The sequence below is a fragment of the Phenylobacterium conjunctum genome, from assembly GCF_042679085.1.
Taxonomy (GTDB): Bacteria; Pseudomonadota; Alphaproteobacteria; order Caulobacterales; family Caulobacteraceae; genus Phenylobacterium; species Phenylobacterium conjunctum.
Genome location: NZ_JBHTLQ010000001.1, coordinates 113,432 through 130,347, shown reverse-complemented (window position 1 = coordinate 130,347; position 16,916 = coordinate 113,432). Strand labels below are relative to the sequence as shown.

At 69.8% G+C, this 16,916-nt stretch carries 15 protein-coding genes; 4 read left to right on the top strand and 11 right to left on the bottom strand.

Annotated elements, in window-relative coordinates:
- On the bottom strand, window positions 1-486 hold the full coding sequence (locus tag ACFQ27_RS00595) for a winged helix-turn-helix transcriptional regulator (protein WP_377351991.1): 486 nt from the start codon (window positions 484-486) through the stop codon (window positions 1-3).
- A gap of 66 nt (window positions 487-552) precedes the next feature.
- On the opposite strand from ACFQ27_RS00595, the gene ACFQ27_RS00590 reads away from it, so the two are divergent.
- On the top strand, window positions 553-2,715 hold the full coding sequence (locus ACFQ27_RS00590; RefSeq protein ID WP_377351990.1) for a TonB-dependent receptor plug domain-containing protein: 2,163 nt from the start codon (window positions 553-555) through the stop codon (window positions 2,713-2,715).
- Here ACFQ27_RS00590 and ACFQ27_RS00585 read toward each other — a convergent pair.
- The 4 genes from ACFQ27_RS00585 to ACFQ27_RS00570 are packed head-to-tail and all read right to left on the bottom strand — an operon-like array spanning window position 2,712 to window position 8,461.
- Window positions 2,712-3,059 (bottom strand): hypothetical protein, encoded by a 348-nt coding sequence (locus ACFQ27_RS00585; protein WP_374345593.1) that lies wholly within the window; start codon window positions 3,057-3,059, stop codon window positions 2,712-2,714. The two genes, ACFQ27_RS00590 and ACFQ27_RS00585, sit on opposite strands and share 4 nt — an antisense overlap.
- Entirely contained in the window at window positions 3,059-4,309 is a 1,251-nt protein-coding gene (locus tag ACFQ27_RS00580; RefSeq protein WP_377351989.1) for a TolC family protein, read from the bottom strand. The genes ACFQ27_RS00585 and ACFQ27_RS00580 overlap by 1 nt, the downstream gene beginning before the upstream one ends.
- Complete coding sequence (locus ACFQ27_RS00575; protein WP_377351988.1) at window positions 4,306-7,395, bottom strand: efflux RND transporter permease subunit; 3,090 nt, start codon at window positions 7,393-7,395, stop codon at window positions 4,306-4,308. The genes ACFQ27_RS00580 and ACFQ27_RS00575 overlap by 4 nt, the downstream gene beginning before the upstream one ends.
- Before the next feature lie 7 nt (window positions 7,396-7,402).
- On the bottom strand, window positions 7,403-8,461 hold the full coding sequence (locus tag ACFQ27_RS00570) for an efflux RND transporter periplasmic adaptor subunit (RefSeq protein WP_377351987.1): 1,059 nt from the start codon (window positions 8,459-8,461) through the stop codon (window positions 7,403-7,405).
- Window positions 8,462-8,615: 154 nt separating this feature from the next.
- On the opposite strand from ACFQ27_RS00570, the gene ACFQ27_RS00565 reads away from it, so the two are divergent.
- Together ACFQ27_RS00565 and ACFQ27_RS00560 are read left to right on the top strand one after the other, a co-directional pair.
- Window positions 8,616-9,272, top strand: a complete 657-nt coding sequence (locus tag ACFQ27_RS00565) for a response regulator (protein WP_374345832.1) — start codon at window positions 8,616-8,618, stop codon at window positions 9,270-9,272.
- A complete protein-coding gene (locus tag ACFQ27_RS00560; protein WP_374345597.1) occupies window positions 9,269-10,630 on the top strand; it encodes an ATP-binding protein in 1,362 nt (453 codons plus the stop codon). Before ACFQ27_RS00565 ends, ACFQ27_RS00560 begins: the two co-directional genes overlap by 4 nt.
- A 5-nt stretch (window positions 10,631-10,635) precedes the next feature.
- Here the strand turns inward: ACFQ27_RS00560 and ACFQ27_RS00555 are convergent, their stop codons facing one another.
- The 5 genes from ACFQ27_RS00555 to ACFQ27_RS00535 form a co-directional block, all read right to left on the bottom strand.
- Complete coding sequence (locus ACFQ27_RS00555) at window positions 10,636-11,445, bottom strand: alpha/beta fold hydrolase (RefSeq protein ID WP_377351986.1); 810 nt, start codon at window positions 11,443-11,445, stop codon at window positions 10,636-10,638.
- Window positions 11,442-12,407, bottom strand: a complete 966-nt coding sequence (locus tag ACFQ27_RS00550) for an aldo/keto reductase (protein WP_377351985.1) — start codon at window positions 12,405-12,407, stop codon at window positions 11,442-11,444. The genes ACFQ27_RS00555 and ACFQ27_RS00550 overlap by 4 nt, the downstream gene beginning before the upstream one ends.
- Window positions 12,408-12,417: 10 nt before the next feature.
- Entirely contained in the window at window positions 12,418-13,362 is a 945-nt protein-coding gene (locus tag ACFQ27_RS00545; protein WP_377351984.1) for a phytanoyl-CoA dioxygenase family protein, read from the bottom strand.
- Between the two features lie 216 nt (window positions 13,363-13,578).
- Window positions 13,579-14,778 (bottom strand): FAD-binding domain-containing protein, encoded by a 1,200-nt coding sequence (locus ACFQ27_RS00540; protein WP_377351983.1) that lies wholly within the window; start codon window positions 14,776-14,778, stop codon window positions 13,579-13,581.
- A 4-nt stretch (window positions 14,779-14,782) separates the two neighbouring features.
- Window positions 14,783-15,244, bottom strand: a complete 462-nt coding sequence (locus tag ACFQ27_RS00535; RefSeq protein WP_377351982.1) for a DUF3429 domain-containing protein — start codon at window positions 15,242-15,244, stop codon at window positions 14,783-14,785.
- Between the two features lie 117 nt (window positions 15,245-15,361).
- Between ACFQ27_RS00535 and ACFQ27_RS00530 the strand changes: the two genes are divergently transcribed.
- Window positions 15,362-15,712 (top strand): thiol-disulfide oxidoreductase DCC family protein, encoded by a 351-nt coding sequence (locus ACFQ27_RS00530; RefSeq protein ID WP_377351981.1) that lies wholly within the window; start codon window positions 15,362-15,364, stop codon window positions 15,710-15,712.
- Here the strand turns inward: ACFQ27_RS00530 and ACFQ27_RS00525 are convergent.
- On the bottom strand, window positions 15,681-16,784 hold the full coding sequence (locus tag ACFQ27_RS00525) for a PLP-dependent cysteine synthase family protein (RefSeq protein WP_374345604.1): 1,104 nt from the start codon (window positions 16,782-16,784) through the stop codon (window positions 15,681-15,683). The two genes, ACFQ27_RS00530 and ACFQ27_RS00525, sit on opposite strands and share 32 nt — an antisense overlap.
- Window positions 16,785-16,916 lie beyond the last annotated feature (132 nt).

Here is a 16,916-nt window from a genome sequence, read left to right as displayed (position 1 = left end):
CTAGCTCTGCGCGGCCCTGTCGACATACTCGACGCTGCCAGGCGCCAGGCCCTCGCCGCATTCGGAACAGGCCAGGACGGGCTGAAACTGACAGCCGCAGGCCAGATGGCGCCGCTGGAGGCGCCGGCCGTCGGGCCGCGGCCTCCAGGTCTCCCCCCACTGGGCCATGAGCATGACCACCCCGCCCAAGGCGCGGCCGGATTCGGTCAGGCGATAGTCGTGGCGCGGCGGATGCGACTGGTAGGCCACGGTCTCCAGCACACCGCACGATACCAGGTGCGCGAGCCGGTCCGACACCGTGGTTCGGCTGCAGCCCAGCCGCGCGCAGAAGTCGTCAAAGCGGCTCACCCCGCGCAGGCAGTCCCGCAGGATGAGCACCGTCCACCGGTCCCCCAGAACCGCCATGGTGCGGGCCACTGGACAGGGGTCGGCGTCGAGGTCGTTCCACCGCATCGCGCTCACCTCCGTCCGATCCGCGAAAGACATTGACCCGATCCTGGCCGCCGCTCAATCTGAGAGTACAAAAATTAGACTCACTGGGGCGGAAACAGCATGAAGGTTCGGGAACCCGTGTCGGGAGCGTCCCATCGGGCGCTCTCCCTTGCGGTGCTGATGCTGGGCCTGGCCTCGGCGGCCCAGGCGGCGCCGTCGCTGACGCCCCCTGCCCCCGCATCGGCGGCGACGACCTTCCAGGCGGCGTTCTTCACGCCCTACAATCCGGTGACCGCCGCCGACATGGTGGGACGGGTGCCGGGGTTCGAACTCCGCGACGGCGATGATCGACGCGGCTTCGGCGCCACCGCTGGCAACCTGCTGATCAATGGTGAGCGGCCCAGCACCAAGACCCTCAGCAGCGACCTCTTGAAACGCATCCCGGCCAGCAGCGTGGTCAGGATCGACCTGCTTTCCGGCAGCGACGCCTCCGTCGATGTCCGGGGCCAATCCCAGATGGTCAATGTCATCGTCAGCCAGGCGGCGCGGCAGGATGCATCCACGACCTATACGGTGGGTGCGCGCCACATCCAGTATTCCAACCGGATCGGATGGGTCGCCCAGCTGTCCAGGACCTTCACCCTGGCGCCGAACGCGACACTCGCGGTGGACTTCCAGTCGCCGAACCTGCTGGGTCGCGGCGTCGTCCAGGAGCGGTTGACCAACGGGGCCGCCGCGATCCCGACCGGCTCAAGGCTCCAGCTCCAGAAGCCCCAGAACATCGGGCTCACCTCGTCAGCGAACCTGCGCTGGCGGCCCGGCCCCAGCGATTCCGTGAACCTCAGCCTGCAGGTCGCCCCGACCTGGAACGACCTCGAGATCGTCCAGGCGGAAGTCTCGCCGACCAACGCGCCACGGCAGCTTCTGCTGGGCCAGACCGACTATGATCGCAACTACACCGTCGAGTTCGGCGGCGATTGGGAACATCGGCTGGGCTCGGGCGCCTCCATCAAGCTGATCACCCTGGTGTCGAACTCCAGCGTCGACCAGCACGACCGCTTTGAGATCCAGACGTTTCCGTCGTCCTTCCTGACCCGAACCCAGGACCGCTCGACCCGCGGGGGCGAGCGGATCGTCCGCGGCCAGTTCAAATGGCAGGCCGCCGCCCATGCGCTTGAGGTAGGGGCCGAGGGCGCGTTCAACTATCGCGACACCACGCTGGACATCACCAACCAGCTGCGCGGCGGGCCGGTCGTCCCGGTGGCCCTGGCGGTGTCAGACGCACGGGTCGAGGAGACCCGTGGGGAGGTGTTCGCCTCTGACATCTGGACCGTCAATCCGCGCCTGACCCTTGAGGCGGGTCTTAACGTCGAAGTCTCGCGCATCACCCAGACGGGCGACCAGCAGAAGGAGCGGAGCTTCCAGTTCGTGAAGCCGCGGGTAAGCGCCGTCTACGCCTTCAACCCGAAGTCCAGCCTCCGCTTCAGCCTGCAGCGTGATGTGGCGCAACTGGACTTCGCCGAGTTCTCCAGCGCCATCGATTTCGTCAACACCTCGACCATCCAGGGCAATCCGAACCTCGCCCCGGAAAAGGCCTGGAAGGCGCGGATCGAGTGGGAGCGTCAGTTCGCGGCCCGCAAGGCCATGACGGTGGCCGTCTTCGCCGACAAGGTGCAGGACGTGCACGACCTGGTCGATATCGGCGGCTTCGACGCCTATGGGAACATCGGCGATGGAACGCGGATCGGGATTGAGCTGCGGGGCTCGACACCCCTGACCGCCATCGGGCTGCCCAATGCGGAGCTCCGGTTCAACGGTCTCTATCAGCGGACCCGGGTCACAGATCCGATCACTGGCGAAGACCGCGCCTTCTCGATCCCGCTTGAGCGCCAGGGCACGGCGGCCGGCGCACCGGTCCTGAACGCCGGCAACAAGCCCTGGGCCTATGTCATCAACTTCCGCGACAACCTGCCGACGCTGTCCTCGGCCTGGGGCGTGTCTCTGGTTCAATGGGCGGGCCGCGAGGAATACCGCCGGGCCGAGCTCTACGAATATGACCGCGCCAAGCCCCGGCTGGACCTGTTCTTTGAAACCACGGCGGTGAAGCCGGTGACCATCCGCATCTTCGCCAACAACCTGCTGGGGGCGTCGGAGGAGCGGACGCGGACCTTCTTCAAGGGCAGCCGGGCGTCCGGCGTCGTGGACCGCACGGAGCTGCGCCTGTTCAAAGGAGGACCAGAAGGGTCCCGGGCGCTGGGCTTCCAGGTCTCCGGGCGGTTCTAGTCGAAGCGGACGATGACTCGACCCTGGGGATCCGGCGGGGTCTCGAAGCGCAGGGTCAGAGGACGGCAGCCGGGGCGGGCCCGGCCAGCCGCGAGGCGCGGCGTCGGGACCCAGCGGGTCTCCGCCACCTGCCCCTGGCCGTCGAGGCGCTCAACCACCACCCGGTCCGGCCAGGCGCCGACCGCGCCGAGCGGGCGACAGACGAAGGCTGAGATCCGCCAGCCCGTGTCCGTCTCCGCCAAGGTCAAGTTGCGGACCGACACGGCGGAGTTGGGCTCGACCTCGACGACGGGGCCGCCGAGCACCTGTACGGCGGCCGCAAGGACGACCTCGAGGCCGGCCATCACTCGTGATCCTCCTGCAGCCACAGCTCGTGGGCGTCGAGGGCGAGCTTCAGGAGCGCGGCGTTGGCCCGCGCCCGGGCGGCCAGCTCCTGACGCTGGGCCTCGAAAGTCTGACGCCGGGCCACCAGAAGGTCGGCCAGGTCCCGCTCGCCCAGCTCATAGGCCCGCTGAATTCGGCCGCCCGAGACCTCCGTCGCCTGGGCCGCGGTAGCCGCCTCCTTCCAGGCGGCCAGGCCCGAGCGCGCCGCAATGACGTCCGTTTCGGCGATGCGGCCCACCTCGCGGACCATCCGCGCCCACCGCGCCTCGGCGGCGGCGGCTTCGGCGGCCTGGCGATCAGCGGTGGCGCTGCGCCGGGCGACGCCAAGCGGCACCGACAGGGTCAGCCCGAAGCCGGTCTCCTCCCCGCCCCGCTCATTGAAGGTGCGCAGGCCCAAGGTCGGATCGGGCATCCGGTCAAGCCTGGCCCGACGGGCGAGATAGCCCTGCCGGTCGGCCAGCAGCCGGGCGATGTGGATCTCGTGGCTGCGCTCCGGGATCAGGGTGCGCCAGGCCTCGAAGGGACGATGGGGCGTCTGGGGCGCGGACAGGCCGGGCGGGTTGGGCGGGGCGAGCCCGGGGAAACCCGCGTCCAGCTCGGCGCGGCGCGCGGCGGCGAGCCCCTCCGTCTCCGCGGCCTGGGCCAGGGCGCGGGCCAGGGCCGCCTCCGCCTGCTGCAGGTCCAGGGGCGCGGCGTCCTTCAGCGCGACGCGGCGCTTCAGCCCCGCCACGTCCCGCGCATAGGTGGCGACCTCTGCGCGATCCAGGTTGGCGCGAGCCTCGGCCTCCAGCCAGGCGACCCAGAGGTCGGCCAACTGCAGCGAGGCCTGGTGGACAGCGTCCTCGACCCCGTCGCGGGCCGCGCCGACCCCGGCCTCGCCGGCCTTCATGTCCATCAGCCGCTTGCCGGGGGTCCTTAGGCCCCGGCTGAGCTGGACGGACCATTCGGAATAGTCCCCCGCGCCCCGGATGCGGCGCTGGTCCAGGGTGGTGGCCATGGACAGTTCATGATCCCCCGCGGCCAGGACACGGGCCTCGGCGCCGGCCGCGCCCAGCATGGCGCGGGCCTCCGCCACGCTGGGGCTGGCCTCCAGGGCCGTCATGATCTGGGTGTCAGCGGGCAGGAAGTCCGGCCGCGCCAGGCCCTGCTCGGCGGCGTTGGCGGCCGGCGCCAGGGCCAGGAGGGCCAGGAGAGAAACGAGACGCTTCATTGTGCGGTCTCCAGAGCTTCAGCGCCGCGCTCCAGGCCGAACCGGCGGTAGAGGATGGGCAGCAGGATCAGGGTGAGCAGGGTCGAGGTGAAGAGCCCGCCGACCACCACGATGGCCAGGGGCTTCTGGATCTCCGACCCTGGTCCGGTGGCGGTGAGCAGGGGCACGAGGCCGAGGGCGGTGATCGAGGCGGTCATCAGCACTGGCCGCAGCCGGCGACGTGACCCCTCCACCACCACGCGGCTGAGCTCGACCCCGCGCTCCAGGAGCTCGTTGAAGTGCGAGACCAGGACGAGGCCGTTCAGGACGGCGATGCCCAGCAGGGCGATGAAGCCCACCGAGGCTGGCACCGAGAGGTACTGGCCCGAAATCCACAGGGCCAGCACGCCACCGATCATCGCGAACGGGATGTTGGCCAGGATCAGCAGGGACTGGCGCACCGAACGCAGGGTGATGAACAGCACCAGGAAGATCAGGGCGAGCGCCATGGGCACCACCACCGCCAGGCGGGCGGCGGCGCGCTTCTGGTTCTCGAACTGACCGCCCCAGACCAGGCGATAGCCCTGAGGCAAGGGCACGTCCCGGGCGACATTGGCCTGGGCGTCCTTGACGAAGCCGACCAGGTCGCGGCCGCTGACATAGGCCTGGATCACGGCGAAGCGGGAGCCGTTCTCCCGGTCGATCTTCACCGGACCCTCGCGGCGCTGGACCTGGGCGATGTCGGCGGCCCGCACCGCGCCGCCGTCCGGCGTAGCGATCTGGGTCTGCTCGAAGATCGCCGGATCCTCCCGAAGGGCGTCGGGGCCGCGCACCAGGATCGGCGTGCGCCGGCCGGGTTCAAAGACGACGCCGGCCTGGGTTCCCTCAAGTTGGGCCCGGAGCTCGGCCTGCACCGCCTGCACCGGCAGGCCGGCGCGCTGGGCGGCCGCCCGGTCGATATCGAACTGCAGGTACTGAACCCCCTCACCGGCCGTCGTGTAGACGTCGGAGGCCCCTCGGGTCTTCTTGAGGGAGGCCTCGATGCGGACGGCCAGTTCGTCGAGGGTCTTCAGGTCTGGCCCGAAGACCTTCACCGCCAGGTCGCCGCGGCTGCCGGTCAGCATCTCGGAGACCCGCATCTCGATCGGCTGGGTGAAGGTGGACTCCACCCCCGGGAACTCGGCGGCGACCTTGCGGATCTCCTCGGTCAGCCAGGCCTTGTCCTGCCGGCGCCAATCCTTGCGGTCGGCGAGCACCAGGAAGGTGTCGGTCTCGTTCAGGCCCATGGGATCGAGGCCCAGTTCGTCAGAGCCGACCCGGGCGATGATCTCCTTGACCTCCGGCACCCGGGCCAGGATGGCCCGCTGCACGTCCATGTCCTGACGCGCGCTGGCGTCGAGGTTGATCGAGGCGGGCTTGGCGAGCTGCATCAGGATCGCGCCCTCGTCCATGGTCGGCATGAAGCTCTTGCCGACCAGCACATAGGCCACCACCGCCAGCAGCATGCCGCCGCCGGCTGCAGCGAACACCGGCCGGGGCCGCGCGAGCGCCTGCTCCAGCTGGCGCTGGTAGAAGGGCCCCACCTTGCGCATCAGCCAGCTCTCGTGGTGCGGCCGGGCCTTGATCAGCATCGAGGCCAGCACCGGGATCACGGTGAAGGACAGCACCAGGGACGAGGCCAGGGCGAAGACGATGGTCAGGGCCACCGGCGCGAACAGCTTGCCTTCCAGACCTTGCAGGCTCAGCAGGGGCATGAAGACCAGGCAGATGATCACCACGCCGGAAGCGACCGGCACGGAGACTTCCTTCACCGCCTCGAAGATCAGGTGCAGCCGGCGTGAGCCGGACACCTTGGGGTCGGTCAGGCGCTCGACCGTGTTCTCGACCACCACCACGGCGGCGTCGACCAGCATGCCGATGGCGATGGCCAGGCCGCCGAGGCTCATCAGGTTCGCCGACAGGCCGAAGCTATGCATCAGCAGGAAGGTGGACAGGGCCGCCAGCGGCAGGGTGACCGCCACCACGGCCGCAGCCCGCAGGTCGCCCAGGAAGACCAGCAACAGCAGGACTACCAGGACCGTCGCCTCCAGCAGGGCCTCGGTGACCGTGCCGGTGGCCCGCTCGATGAGCTCGGAGCGATTGTAGAACGGCTTGATGCTGACGCCCGGCGGCAGGCTGGGCTTGAGTTCGGCCAGGCGCGTCTCGACGGTATGAACCACCGTCTTGGCGTCCGCGCCACGCAGGGCGATGACGATGGCTTCGGCGGCTTCGCCCTTGCCGTCCTGGGTCACCGCGCCATAGCGGGTGAGCGCGCCCTCGCGGACCTCGGCGATATCGCCCAGCCGCGCCACGCCGCCGCCCCGCAGGGGGATCGTGGTCTCGGCCAGGTCGGACAGGCTGGTCACGGCGCCGGCGACCCGCACCACCAGGGCTTCCTCGCCCTCGGTCAGGCGGCCCGCGCCGTCATTGCGGTTGGACTCTGGGATGGCGCGGATCAGGTCGTCGGCGGTGAGGCCGGCCGCGGCCAGCGCCGCGGGGTCCGGCACAACCTCGAAGGTCCTGGCCCGGCCGCCCAGCACATTGACGTCGGCCACGCCCGGCAGACCGCGCAGGGCCGGACGGATGGTCCAGTCCAGCAGGCTGCGCTTCTGTTCGAGGGTGAGCCCGCCGCCCTCGACGGTGAACATGAAAACGTCGGACAGGGGGGTCGAGATCGGAGAAAGCCCTCCGCTCACCCCTTGCGGCAGGCCCGACAGGGCGTTGGCCAAGCGTTCAGAGGTCTGCTGGCGCGCCCAGTAGACATCCGTGCCTTCCTGGAAATCGATGGTCAGGTCGGCGATGGCGTACTTGGCCACCGAGCGCAGCATGACCTGCTTGGGAATGCCCAGCAGTTCCATTTCCAGAGGCGTGATGACCTGGGTCTCCACCTCCTCGGGCGTCATGCCGGGGGCCTTGAGAATGATCTTCACCTGGGTGGGCGAGATGTCCGGAAAGGCGTCGACCGGCAGCTTCAGATAGGCGTTGGCCCCCACCCCAATCAGGGCCAGGGTCAGGACGATCACCAGCAGGCGCTGGGACAGGGCGAGGGAGATCAGGCGCTGAAACATGAGCGGCTCAGCGTCCCAGAGCCGACTTCAACTGGATGACGCCGGAGGTGACCACCGTCGTCCCCGCCGCCAGGCCGGTCAGCACGGCGCGGTCGCCCGCCGCCCCGATCACCGTCACCGGCTGGGCGACATAGCCCTGGGGCCCGCGGACGAAGACCACGTCACGGCCGCCCAGCTGGGTCACGGCCGACTTGGGCACGCCCACCGCGCCCGCAGGCGCCTTGCCCATCACCGTCATATTGGTTGTGCGGCCCGGGACCAGGCCGGAGCCCGTCCCGATCTCGGCGCGCAGGACAACAGAGCGGGTTCGCGGATCGATGGACGAGCCGACCGCGATGACCTTGCCCTCAGCCTGGCCAACCCGGACCGGCGCGCCGACCAGCACCTGGCCCATCAGGGCCGGCGGCAGCCGCGCCTCCAGCCACAGGCGATCCTCGCGGTCGATGACCGCGGCCATCGCCATGGCCTCCAGGGCGCCGCCGGGCTGCAGGTCGAGCTGAGCCACCTTGCCGGCAATGGGCGCGCGCAGGACATACTCGCCTGGTCGGGCGCCGGCGCCGCCGGCCACCGACATCAGCCGTTGACGCTCGTTGACCATGGCCCGGGCCTGGGCGGCGCGGGCCTCGGCCTCCACCAGGCGGGCGCCAGCGACGATGCCCTCCTGGGCCAGGGTGCGCGTGCGGCGAGCCGCGGCGGCGGCGGCGTTCAGCTCCGCCCTCGCCTGGGCCAGCTCAGAGGACACCGACAGGGCGTCGCGGCTGAACAAGGTGGCCAGGGGCGAGCCGGCCTTCACCGACTGTCCCTCCAGCACATGCACCTCCATCACCATGCCGGCGAAGGGGGCGGCCACGATCTTGCGGCCGTTCATCGGCGGGGTGACGCTGGCGGCCAGGCTGGCCAGGGGCGCTTGGCTGGCCGGCGCCACCTGGGCGAAGACCAGGCCCATGGCCCGCTCCTGGGCTGGAGCCAGTTTCAGGGGCGCAGACTGGGCGGCGCAAGGCAGGGCGATGAGGACACCGAGGACGAGGGGCGCGCCCAGGCGGCGGACGCGTCGAGAAAGAGGCATGGGGAGGCTCGCGTGAAGGTTAAGCCCCTCTTGCGCCGCCAGGCTGAAGCCCGCCTGAAGCCAAGCTGAAACGAAACTGAACGCCGACGCTTCCGCTGTTCAGGCCCGTTTCAGCCTCCGGTGCTAAAAAGCGCCCTGAACTTTGAGCCTCAGCATTCGCATTCTGCTCATCGAAGACGATCTCGACCTCGCCCGGCGCCTGATGGCGGCCCTGGCCGAGGCGGGCTTCGCCGTGGATCACGCCGCCGACGGCGATACCGGCCGGATCCTCGGCGAAACCAACGATTTCGAGGCCGTGATCCTGGACCTTGGCCTGCCGGTCATGTCGGGACTCGAGGTGCTGAAGGCCTGGCGCCGCGCCGGCGTCGACACGCCCGTCCTGGTGCTCACAGCCCGCGACGCCTGGACCGATCGGGTCGAAGGCCTGAACGCCGGCGCCGATGACTATCTGGGCAAGCCCTTCCAGTCCGCCGAAGTGGTCGCCCGCCTGCGCGCCCTGACCCGCCGCGCCGCCGGCCGCGCGCAGCCGGAACTGGTCCGCGGCGACATCACCCTGGATCCGTCAGCAGGCCAGGTGCGGTTGAAGGGCAAGGCGGTGGACCTGACCGCCCGTGAACTGATGGTCCTGACCTACCTCATGCACCGCACCGGGCGCATCGTCTCCCAGGGCGAACTGGCCGACCATGTCTACGCCCTGGACGACACGCGCGAGTCCAACACGATCGAGGTCTATGTGGGCCGGCTGCGCAAGAAGCTGGGCAAGGACGTGATCCGCACCATTCGCGGCCTCGGCTACAGGATGGAGGGATGAGAGCGTCCGCAGGCCTGTGGAGCAGCTTCCGCACCCGGCTGATCATCGGCGCGATCATCTGGATCACCGCCGGGATGGCGGTCAGCGGCGTGGTTCTGTCGGAACTGTTCCGCGCCCACGTCACCCAGCAGTTTGATGACGAGCTGCATGGCCACGCCGCGGAGCTGGCGGCCCTGGCCGGCGTTCGGCCGGACGGCGCGCCGGAGATCCATCGCCGGCTGAGCGACCCCCGCTTCCTGCCGCACCGGTCGGGATTCTACTGGCAGCTTTCGTCCGCCGACGGACAGCGGCTGGTCTCCCCGTCGCTGGAGGGCGCGGCGCTGGTGCTTGGCGTTCCGGCCCCGGCCCCCGGCCACGAGCGGCACAGCTTCATCCAAGGGCCGACCGGGGAACTGAGGCTGGTTGAGCGGATCGTCACCCCGCCGGGCGCCGCGGCCCCATTGCGGATCGCCATCGGCTCGGACGAACGCCTTTTGAATGAGGTGCTTGCGCGCTTCAATCGGACCCTGGCCTTGTCCCTGAGCTTCATCGCCCTGGGCCTGATCTTCGCCGCCGGCGCCCAGATCTGGTTCGGCCTTCGCCCCTTGGCGCGGGTTCGCGAGGCGCTGGCGGCGGTGCGCAGCGGCCAGGCCCACAGCCTGCCCGAGGACCTGCCCAGCGAGGTCCGCCCCCTGGCCGCCGACCTGAACGCCCTCCTGGAGGCGAACAGCGAGATGCTGCGTCGGGCCAGGACCCAGGCGGGCAATCTGGGCCACGCCCTCAAGACGCCCCTGGCGATCCTCGCCGATGAAGCCGAGCGGTTGAACACGGCCGGTCAGGGCGAAGCCGCCGGCGTTCTGCAGACCCAGATCGAGCGCATGCGCCGCCAGATCGACTTCCAGATGGCCCGAGCCCGGGCGGCGGCCTCCCATGGAACGCCGGGGATCGCCTGCGAGGTTGGGGCCGTGGTGACGCCGGTGCTGTCCGCCATGCGCAGGCTCCACGGTCCGCGCGGCGTCAGCTTCGAGGCTGACATCGCCGAGACGCTTCAGGTCGCCATGGATCCGCTGGATCTCGGCGAGGTGATCGCCAACCTGCTGGACAACGCCGGCAAGTGGGCGACCGGCCAGGTGAAGGTCACGGCCGTCACGGCGCGGGACGGGATCAAGATCTGCATCGACGACGACGGCGCGGGCCTGCCGCCAGAGGCCTGGGAGCTGGTGTTCGACATCGGCGAGCGGTTGGACGAACAGGCGCCCGGATCAGGTCTGGGCCTCGCCATCGTCCGCGACCTGGTCACCCTCTATGGCGGCCGCGTCTGGCTGGAAGCGTCTCAGATGTCGGGCCTGCGCGCCTGCTTGCTTCTGCCGAGAGCCTGATCCGGTCAGTAGCCCGTGACGCGGCTCAGGAAGTTCGAGACGGCGTCCAGGTAGGCCGGGAAGTTCTCCCGCCGCGTATTGTGGCCAGCGCCTTCGATGCGCACGACCTCCAGCCGCGGGTTGAGCGCCGAAGCCTCGGCGGCGATGTCGTCCTTGACCAGAGAGCCATCAGCGACCGTCCCGCAGACGAGGAGGGTCGGGACTGTCACGGCCGCGAGGGCGGCCTGCCAGGGGCGTTGGAACTCAGGATAGGCGCGCGGGTCGACCTGGCGCTTGGAGCTCCTCCAGGCCGGAGAATCCCCCTCATCCCAGGTCGGATGAGACTGGCGCCCCCTTTCGGCGAGCCCGTCGTCGGACAGCGCCTGCATCGCCTCCACATCCTGCTGGAAGCCCAGGCGCCGCCGCTCGGTCTTGGCGGCGTCGAGCAGGGGCAGCAACGGCGGATCCTCAAGCACCAGGGCCGCCAGGCCATCGGGCCGAAGCGCTGCGAAATCCAAGGCGGCGCGGGCGCCCACCGAGTGTCCGACCATGATGGGGGCGACCAGGCCCAGGGCCTCGCAGGCCTCCGCCAGATCCACGCCCGGGTCGTGTGGCGGGCCGTCGCTGATCCTGGCGCTTTCGCCATGCCCCCGCGCGTCGAGCAGGATCATGTCGAAGCGATCCTGCAAGGCGTTCGCCAGCCGCGACCAGCACAGGCCGTTGTCGGTCAGGCCGTGGGCCAGAACCATGACCGGCCCCGACCCGCCGGTCCGGTGATAGGCTAGGCGACCGCCCGCGACCTCGACCCAGCCCTTACGCCATGGCGTGTCGCTCACCATGCATAGGCCTCGGGCGCCGGTCCGCAGGGCGGGAAGATCTGGTCCAGCGCCGCTAAGGTCTCCGGCGACAGCGGCGTCGCCTCGGCGCGCATGGCGCTGGTCAGCTGGTCGCCGGTGCGCGGGCCGATGATCGCCGAGGTCACCGCCGGCTGGGCCAGCAGCCAGGCCAGCGCCACCTCGCCCGGGTCGCGCCCGGTCCCGGCGCAGAGGTCGTGATAAGCTTGGAGCTTTGCGCCTAGGGCCTGGGCCGCCGCCTGCACGCCCGCGGCGCTGCGACGTCCCTCCCCGCCCGCTGGCGGCCCTGCCAACAGACCGCCGGCCAGGGGGCTCCAGACGATCAGGCCCAGCCCATAGGCCTCGCAGGCCGGAATGACCTCCATCTCCGCGCGACGTTCGACGAGGTTATAGAGGCTCTGCTCGCTGACCAGCCCAAGCCGGCCCTGCGCGCGGGCGCGCTCGTTCAGCTGGGCGATCTTCCAGCCTGGGAAGTTGCTCGACCCCACATAGGTGATCTTGCCCTGGGCGATGAGCCGGTCCATCGCCTGCCAGATCTCTTCCGGCGGCGCCAACCGGTCGATGTGGTGCATCTGGTAGAGGTCGATGTGGTCGACGCCCAGCCGGCGCAGGCTGGCCTCGCAGGCCATCTGGATATGCCGCGCGGAAAGCCCCCGATCGTTGATGTCGTCGGACATCGGCTCGTGAACCTTGGTGGCCAAGACCAACCGCTCGCGCTTGTCGCGATTGCTCGCCAGCCAGTCCCCAAGGATCGTCTCGGTGGTCCCGACACCCAGGGCGCCGCCATACTGGTTTGCGGTGTCAAACAGGTTGATCCCCTGGTCCACCGCCTGGTCCATGATGGCGAAGGCCTCGGCGCTCCCCGTGCGGGGGCCGAAGTTCATGGTGCCAAGGGCCAGGCGACTGACCTTCAGCGCCGTCCGGCCAAGCGTCCGATACTGCATCAGCTGAGCCTCAAAGCGCCCGGAGGGTGGGGCCGGTCACCAGCTTCTGGCCGGAATCGGCGACGCAGAAGCGCGCCATCTGCTGGGCCCGCGCGGAGAGCTTTTGATAGTCCGCATAGTCGATGCCCGGAACCATCGGCTCCCGGAACCAGGGGGCGTAGAACTCCAGGTTAGGGATCGAGCGGATAGCGTCGGAGACGTTCGGCGTCCCGCCGTGCCAGGCGCGGACGTCGCGCACCATGATGGCGCCGGCCGGCGCGGGACAGACGGTGCTGAGCCGCATCCACTCCGGCTCGTCGGCCAGGGACGGGATGCGGACGCGGGACTTCTGCGTCCCCGGGATCTGCCGCGTTGGCCCGTTCAGGCGGGTCACGTCCTGGGGCAGGAAGTTCACGCACACATAGGGGCACGGCAGGTCGCGGATGGTCAGCTCACCCTCGGGATCGAAGAAGGCGCTGAAGGGCGTCGAGGTGCTGGAGCGCCAGTCGCGAATGTCAGAATGCAGGGGCTGGTACTCGACCGCGCCCGGCAGGCAGAAGTCGCCGCTGGCCGCGCGCAGGACGTAGTCCTGGGAGCCAAAGATCTCGCTGACCACCTGATCGACCACCGGCACGTCGAGCAGCATCTGCCATTCGGGGCGGTGCAGCTGGCTGCGGGTCAGGCTGGAGCCGCCGAAGGAATAACGGTGCGAGCCGCGGTTGCCGGCGCGATCTTCGTCGAGCGCCAGGATGCCCTCGATCACCTCGGCGCAGCCCTTGGCCAGAAAGTCCGTCTGCTCGGAGGTCAGGGCGTTGGCGATGACCACGAAGCCGTCACGGCGGAACAGCTGGGCGGCGTGCTGGACATCCGAAGGCTCCAGGATCTCCAACCCCTTCATCCCGTTGTGGGCCTCGAGATAGGTCCGCAGATCCGCGACCTCGGTCCCTGCCCCCGGATTGGCTTGATACAGCCCCATGACGCGTCCTCCCAAATGCATGAATTCAATGATCGGCGACGATACAGGCGGTGAAAGCCCCGCCACGGCGCCGCCTGAAATGACGAAACCAACAAAACCAATAGGGGCGGCCAAGGGCGATCACGGCCCCGGAGCGCGCCCGGACAAATCAACCTGAATAGACGGTCTGCCGCTATCTGAACGCATGGCGATCATCCGGCAAGGCGCCGAGACCTGTCAGGTCCGCCCGCTCGCGGCCAGCACGGCCGGGATCTCCGCCTTGAAGCCAAAGAAGCCGCGGGTGGCGTGGGGCCAGAAGCGGCCGTCCCAGTCGCGGCGGCGTTGGACCAGGACGATGTCTTCGGCGGCCAGGTCGGCGGTCAGGCTGGCCAGGCGGTCAGCGACCGGGCCAATAGGCGCATAGGCCGTCTCGATCCGGCGAACCCCGGCGGATCGCGCGGCGGCGGCCAGGGTCTCGCGATCCAGACGGTCGGCGATGGCGGCGGGCCGACCGAAGTGCGCGCCGATCCGGACACAGGCGTCCGAGGCCGCGGCGCGGGTGAAGCGGCGGGCCTTGTCGCCCCAGGCCAGGTCCGGATCGGCGACCACCAGGAGCGAGGAGATCGGCGGCGCCTCGACCATCAGGGAGTCCGGATGCAGGTCTTCCTCGGTGACCAGCAACAGGCTCGGGTCGTTTGTCGGCGGACAGGGCGGCTCCCCAAGTGCGCGAGGCGCGGCAAGAGGCGGCTCGGTCAGAGCGATGGCCTCGCGCGCCAGGCCTTGCGGCGCAAAGCGGCCCTCGGTGTGGCGCGCGATATTGTCCCGTGTCGCCAGGTAGGTCTTGCCCGGGGTCTGCAGGCCCGCCACCCAGCGCCAGGACAGGGTGTTGCTAGCCGGATCGGCGTCGATCAGGTGGCGCAGAAAGAAGTCGGCGCCCAGGGCCCAGGGCAGGCGCAGGGTGAAGATCCAGATCGAGGCGAACCACATCCGGGCGTGATTGTGCAGGTAGCCGGTCTCCACCAGCTCTCGCGCCCAATCGTCAAAGCCCTCGATCCCGGTGAGACCGCATTCGGCGTGGCGCAGGGCGCGCGTGTCCACGCCTTCCATCTGCCGCCGTCGTTCGCTGAGGAAGCGGGTCCAGACGCAGGGGCGCTGCTCCAGCCAGCCCTTCCAATAGGTGCGCCACAGGACTTCCTGCAGGTACTTGTCCGCGGCGCGGGCGTCGTGGTGAGCCAGGACAGCCTGGACCACCTCGCGCTCAGTGATCATCCGTCGTCGGAGATAGGGCGACAGCCGTGAGACGGCGGTGGGTCGGCCAGGTCCAGGGTCGGTGTTGCGCCCCTCGGCATAGGCCCGTCCGGCGCGGGGCGCGAAGGCCTCCAGGCGTTCAAGCGCGGCGGCCCGGGTCGGGGGAAAGTCGGTCAGGACCGCCGGCATGGCCCTACCCCAACGCAAGGCCTGCAACGCCCAGGGCGAGGGTCAGCCCGCCCAGGCCCGAGGCCATGATGATCCGCAGCCGGATCCAGCCGGACGGCAGGGTGATCTGGCGCGCCAGCACCCGATCGACCACCGGACTGGTGAGCAGAACGACGCCCAGCAACAGCAGGGACGGCGCCGGCCACGACCAGCCGAGGTTCCACGGCAGCAGCGCAGCCCAACCGATCAGGCTGGGCGCCACGGCCAGGCCGTAGACCCAGGTCCGCTTCAGCCCGCCCAGAAGACCGGCCATCCACCAAAGACCACCGAGGAAGGACAGGATGATCGCCGCGTAGAAGCACCCGGCCGCAAGGGCCACCCAGCGATAGGGTCCCGGCGCCACGGCAAGGACCAGGCAAAGCGCCTGGGGCGCGATACCGGACAGTCCCAAGAGAACCAGCGGACGTGGAAGATCGGATCCCGACATGGGACCATCGCGCCTCAGCAGCCCTTGTTCGGTCAACATGGGCTTTAGGTCAGGTGGCGCCCGCGCGGGGACGACGCCACATCGGTTTCTTATGTTGTCCTGCTGAAACCCGAGCCCATGCCGACCCCTTCCGTTGTCGTCTGGTACGACGGCGCCTGTCCGCTCTGCCGTCGGGAGATCGCCCTGATGCGACGCCTGGACCGCGCCGGGCGGATCGACTTCGTCGATGTCGCCCAGGGGGACACCTCTTGTCCCCTGGACCGCGCCGAACTGCTGGCCCGCTTCCATGCGCTGGAGGACGGCCAGATCCGCAGCGGCGCGGCCGCCTTCGCCGCCATGTGGCGCGCCATCCCCCTGCTTTGGCCCCTCGGCCAGGCGGCGCGGATCCCGGTCGTGCTGCGCCTGTTGGACTGGGCCTATGGGCGGTTCCTGAAGGTCAGGCCCCGCCTGCAGCGATGTCTGGCGTGACCAGGCGGCCGGTCTCGAAGAACGCCTCCAGGGCTGCGGTGTAGGGCGCCAGGTCCAACCCTTCAGCGGCCACCCAGGCGTCAGAGAAATAGGTGTCGCGATAGCGTTCGCCATCGTCGCAAAGGATCGAGACGATGGAGCCCGGCCGCTTCGCCTGGGCCATCTCGGTGGCGATCGTGGCGCAGACCCAGACATTGGTGCCCGTGGAGCCGCCGCAGAGCTTGCCGAGCCGGCGGCTGACCACCCGGGCCGCGGCGATGGAGGCCGCGTCGGCCACGGGCTCCATGCGGTCGATGATCGGGGGGATGAAGCTGGGCTCCACCTGGGGCCGGCCGATGCCCTCCACCCGGCTGCCCGGCCCATCGACGGCCTGCACCGTCCGGTCCGCCCAATGCCGGTGAAACACCGAGGCCTCGGGGTCGGCGACGCAGACCCGGGTGCGGAACCGATGATAGCGCACATAACGGCCGATGGTGGCTGAGGTCCCGCCCGTCCCGGCGCCGCAGACCACCCACTCCGGCTCGGGATCGGGCTCGCGGGCCATCTGCAGGAAGATGGATTCGGCGATGTTGTTGTTGCCGCGCCAGTCCGTGGCCCGCTCGGCATAGGTGAACTGGTCCATGTAGTGGCCATCCAGTTCCGCGGCCAGGGCGCTGGCCACGCCATAGGCCTCAGCGGGCTTGTCCACGAACCGGCAGGTCCCGCCCTGGGCCTCGATGGCGGCGATCTTGGGGGCGGCGGTGCTGCGCGGCAGGACAGCGATGAAGGGCACGCCGATCATCCGCGCGAAGTAGGCCTCGGACACCGCGGTGGACCCGCTGGAGGCCTCGATCACCGGTCGTTCCGGCTTCAGCCAACCGTTGCACAGGGCGTAGAGGAACAGGGACCGGGCCAGACGGTGCTTCAGGCTGCCGGTCGGGTGGCTGGACTCGTCCTTCAGGTAGATGGCGATGGACGGCAGGGCCGGAACCGGCAGGTGGCGCAGGTGGGTGTCGGCCGAGCGGGTGTAGTCGGCCTCGATCCGGCGAATGGCCCAGTCCTGCCAGTCGCGCCCCGCACCCTCGCCGGCCATGATCTTCCCTCGCGTCTCGCCCCAACTTCAGAGCGCCCCTCTCGGTCGCCGACGCGGTTTGGTCAAGGCAAGGCTGCGGGCGCTGCGAGAAATGATGGAAGGCAAGTGCGGGCGCGCCGGGCTAGTAAGCGG

What these genes read in the sequence shown, in the direction of transcription:
- ACFQ27_RS00595 (WP_377351991.1), bottom strand. Translation starts at nt 486, where the DNA reads ATGTCTTTCGCGGATCGGACGGAGGTGAGCGCGATGCGGTGGAACGAC.
- ACFQ27_RS00590 (WP_377351990.1), top strand. Translation starts at nt 553, where the DNA reads ATGAAGGTTCGGGAACCCGTGTCGGGAGCGTCCCATCGGGCGCTCTCC.
- ACFQ27_RS00585 (WP_374345593.1), bottom strand. Translation starts at nt 3,059, where the DNA reads ATGGCCGGCCTCGAGGTCGTCCTTGCGGCCGCCGTACAGGTGCTCGGC.
- ACFQ27_RS00580 (WP_377351989.1), bottom strand. Translation starts at nt 4,309, where the DNA reads ATGAAGCGTCTCGTTTCTCTCCTGGCCCTCCTGGCCCTGGCGCCGGCC.
- ACFQ27_RS00575 (WP_377351988.1), bottom strand. Translation starts at nt 7,395, where the DNA reads ATGTTTCAGCGCCTGATCTCCCTCGCCCTGTCCCAGCGCCTGCTGGTG.
- ACFQ27_RS00570 (WP_377351987.1), bottom strand. Translation starts at nt 8,461, where the DNA reads ATGCCTCTTTCTCGACGCGTCCGCCGCCTGGGCGCGCCCCTCGTCCTC.
- ACFQ27_RS00560 (WP_374345597.1), top strand. Translation starts at nt 9,269, where the DNA reads ATGAGAGCGTCCGCAGGCCTGTGGAGCAGCTTCCGCACCCGGCTGATC.
- ACFQ27_RS00550 (WP_377351985.1), bottom strand. Translation starts at nt 12,407, where the DNA reads ATGCAGTATCGGACGCTTGGCCGGACGGCGCTGAAGGTCAGTCGCCTG.
- ACFQ27_RS00545 (WP_377351984.1), bottom strand. Translation starts at nt 13,362, where the DNA reads ATGGGGCTGTATCAAGCCAATCCGGGGGCAGGGACCGAGGTCGCGGAT.
- ACFQ27_RS00540 (WP_377351983.1), bottom strand. Translation starts at nt 14,778, where the DNA reads ATGCCGGCGGTCCTGACCGACTTTCCCCCGACCCGGGCCGCCGCGCTT.
- ACFQ27_RS00535 (WP_377351982.1), bottom strand. Translation starts at nt 15,244, where the DNA reads ATGTCGGGATCCGATCTTCCACGTCCGCTGGTTCTCTTGGGACTGTCC.
- ACFQ27_RS00530 (WP_377351981.1), top strand. Translation starts at nt 15,362, where the DNA reads ATGCCGACCCCTTCCGTTGTCGTCTGGTACGACGGCGCCTGTCCGCTC.
- ACFQ27_RS00525 (WP_374345604.1), bottom strand. Translation starts at nt 16,784, where the DNA reads ATGGCCGGCGAGGGTGCGGGGCGCGACTGGCAGGACTGGGCCATTCGC.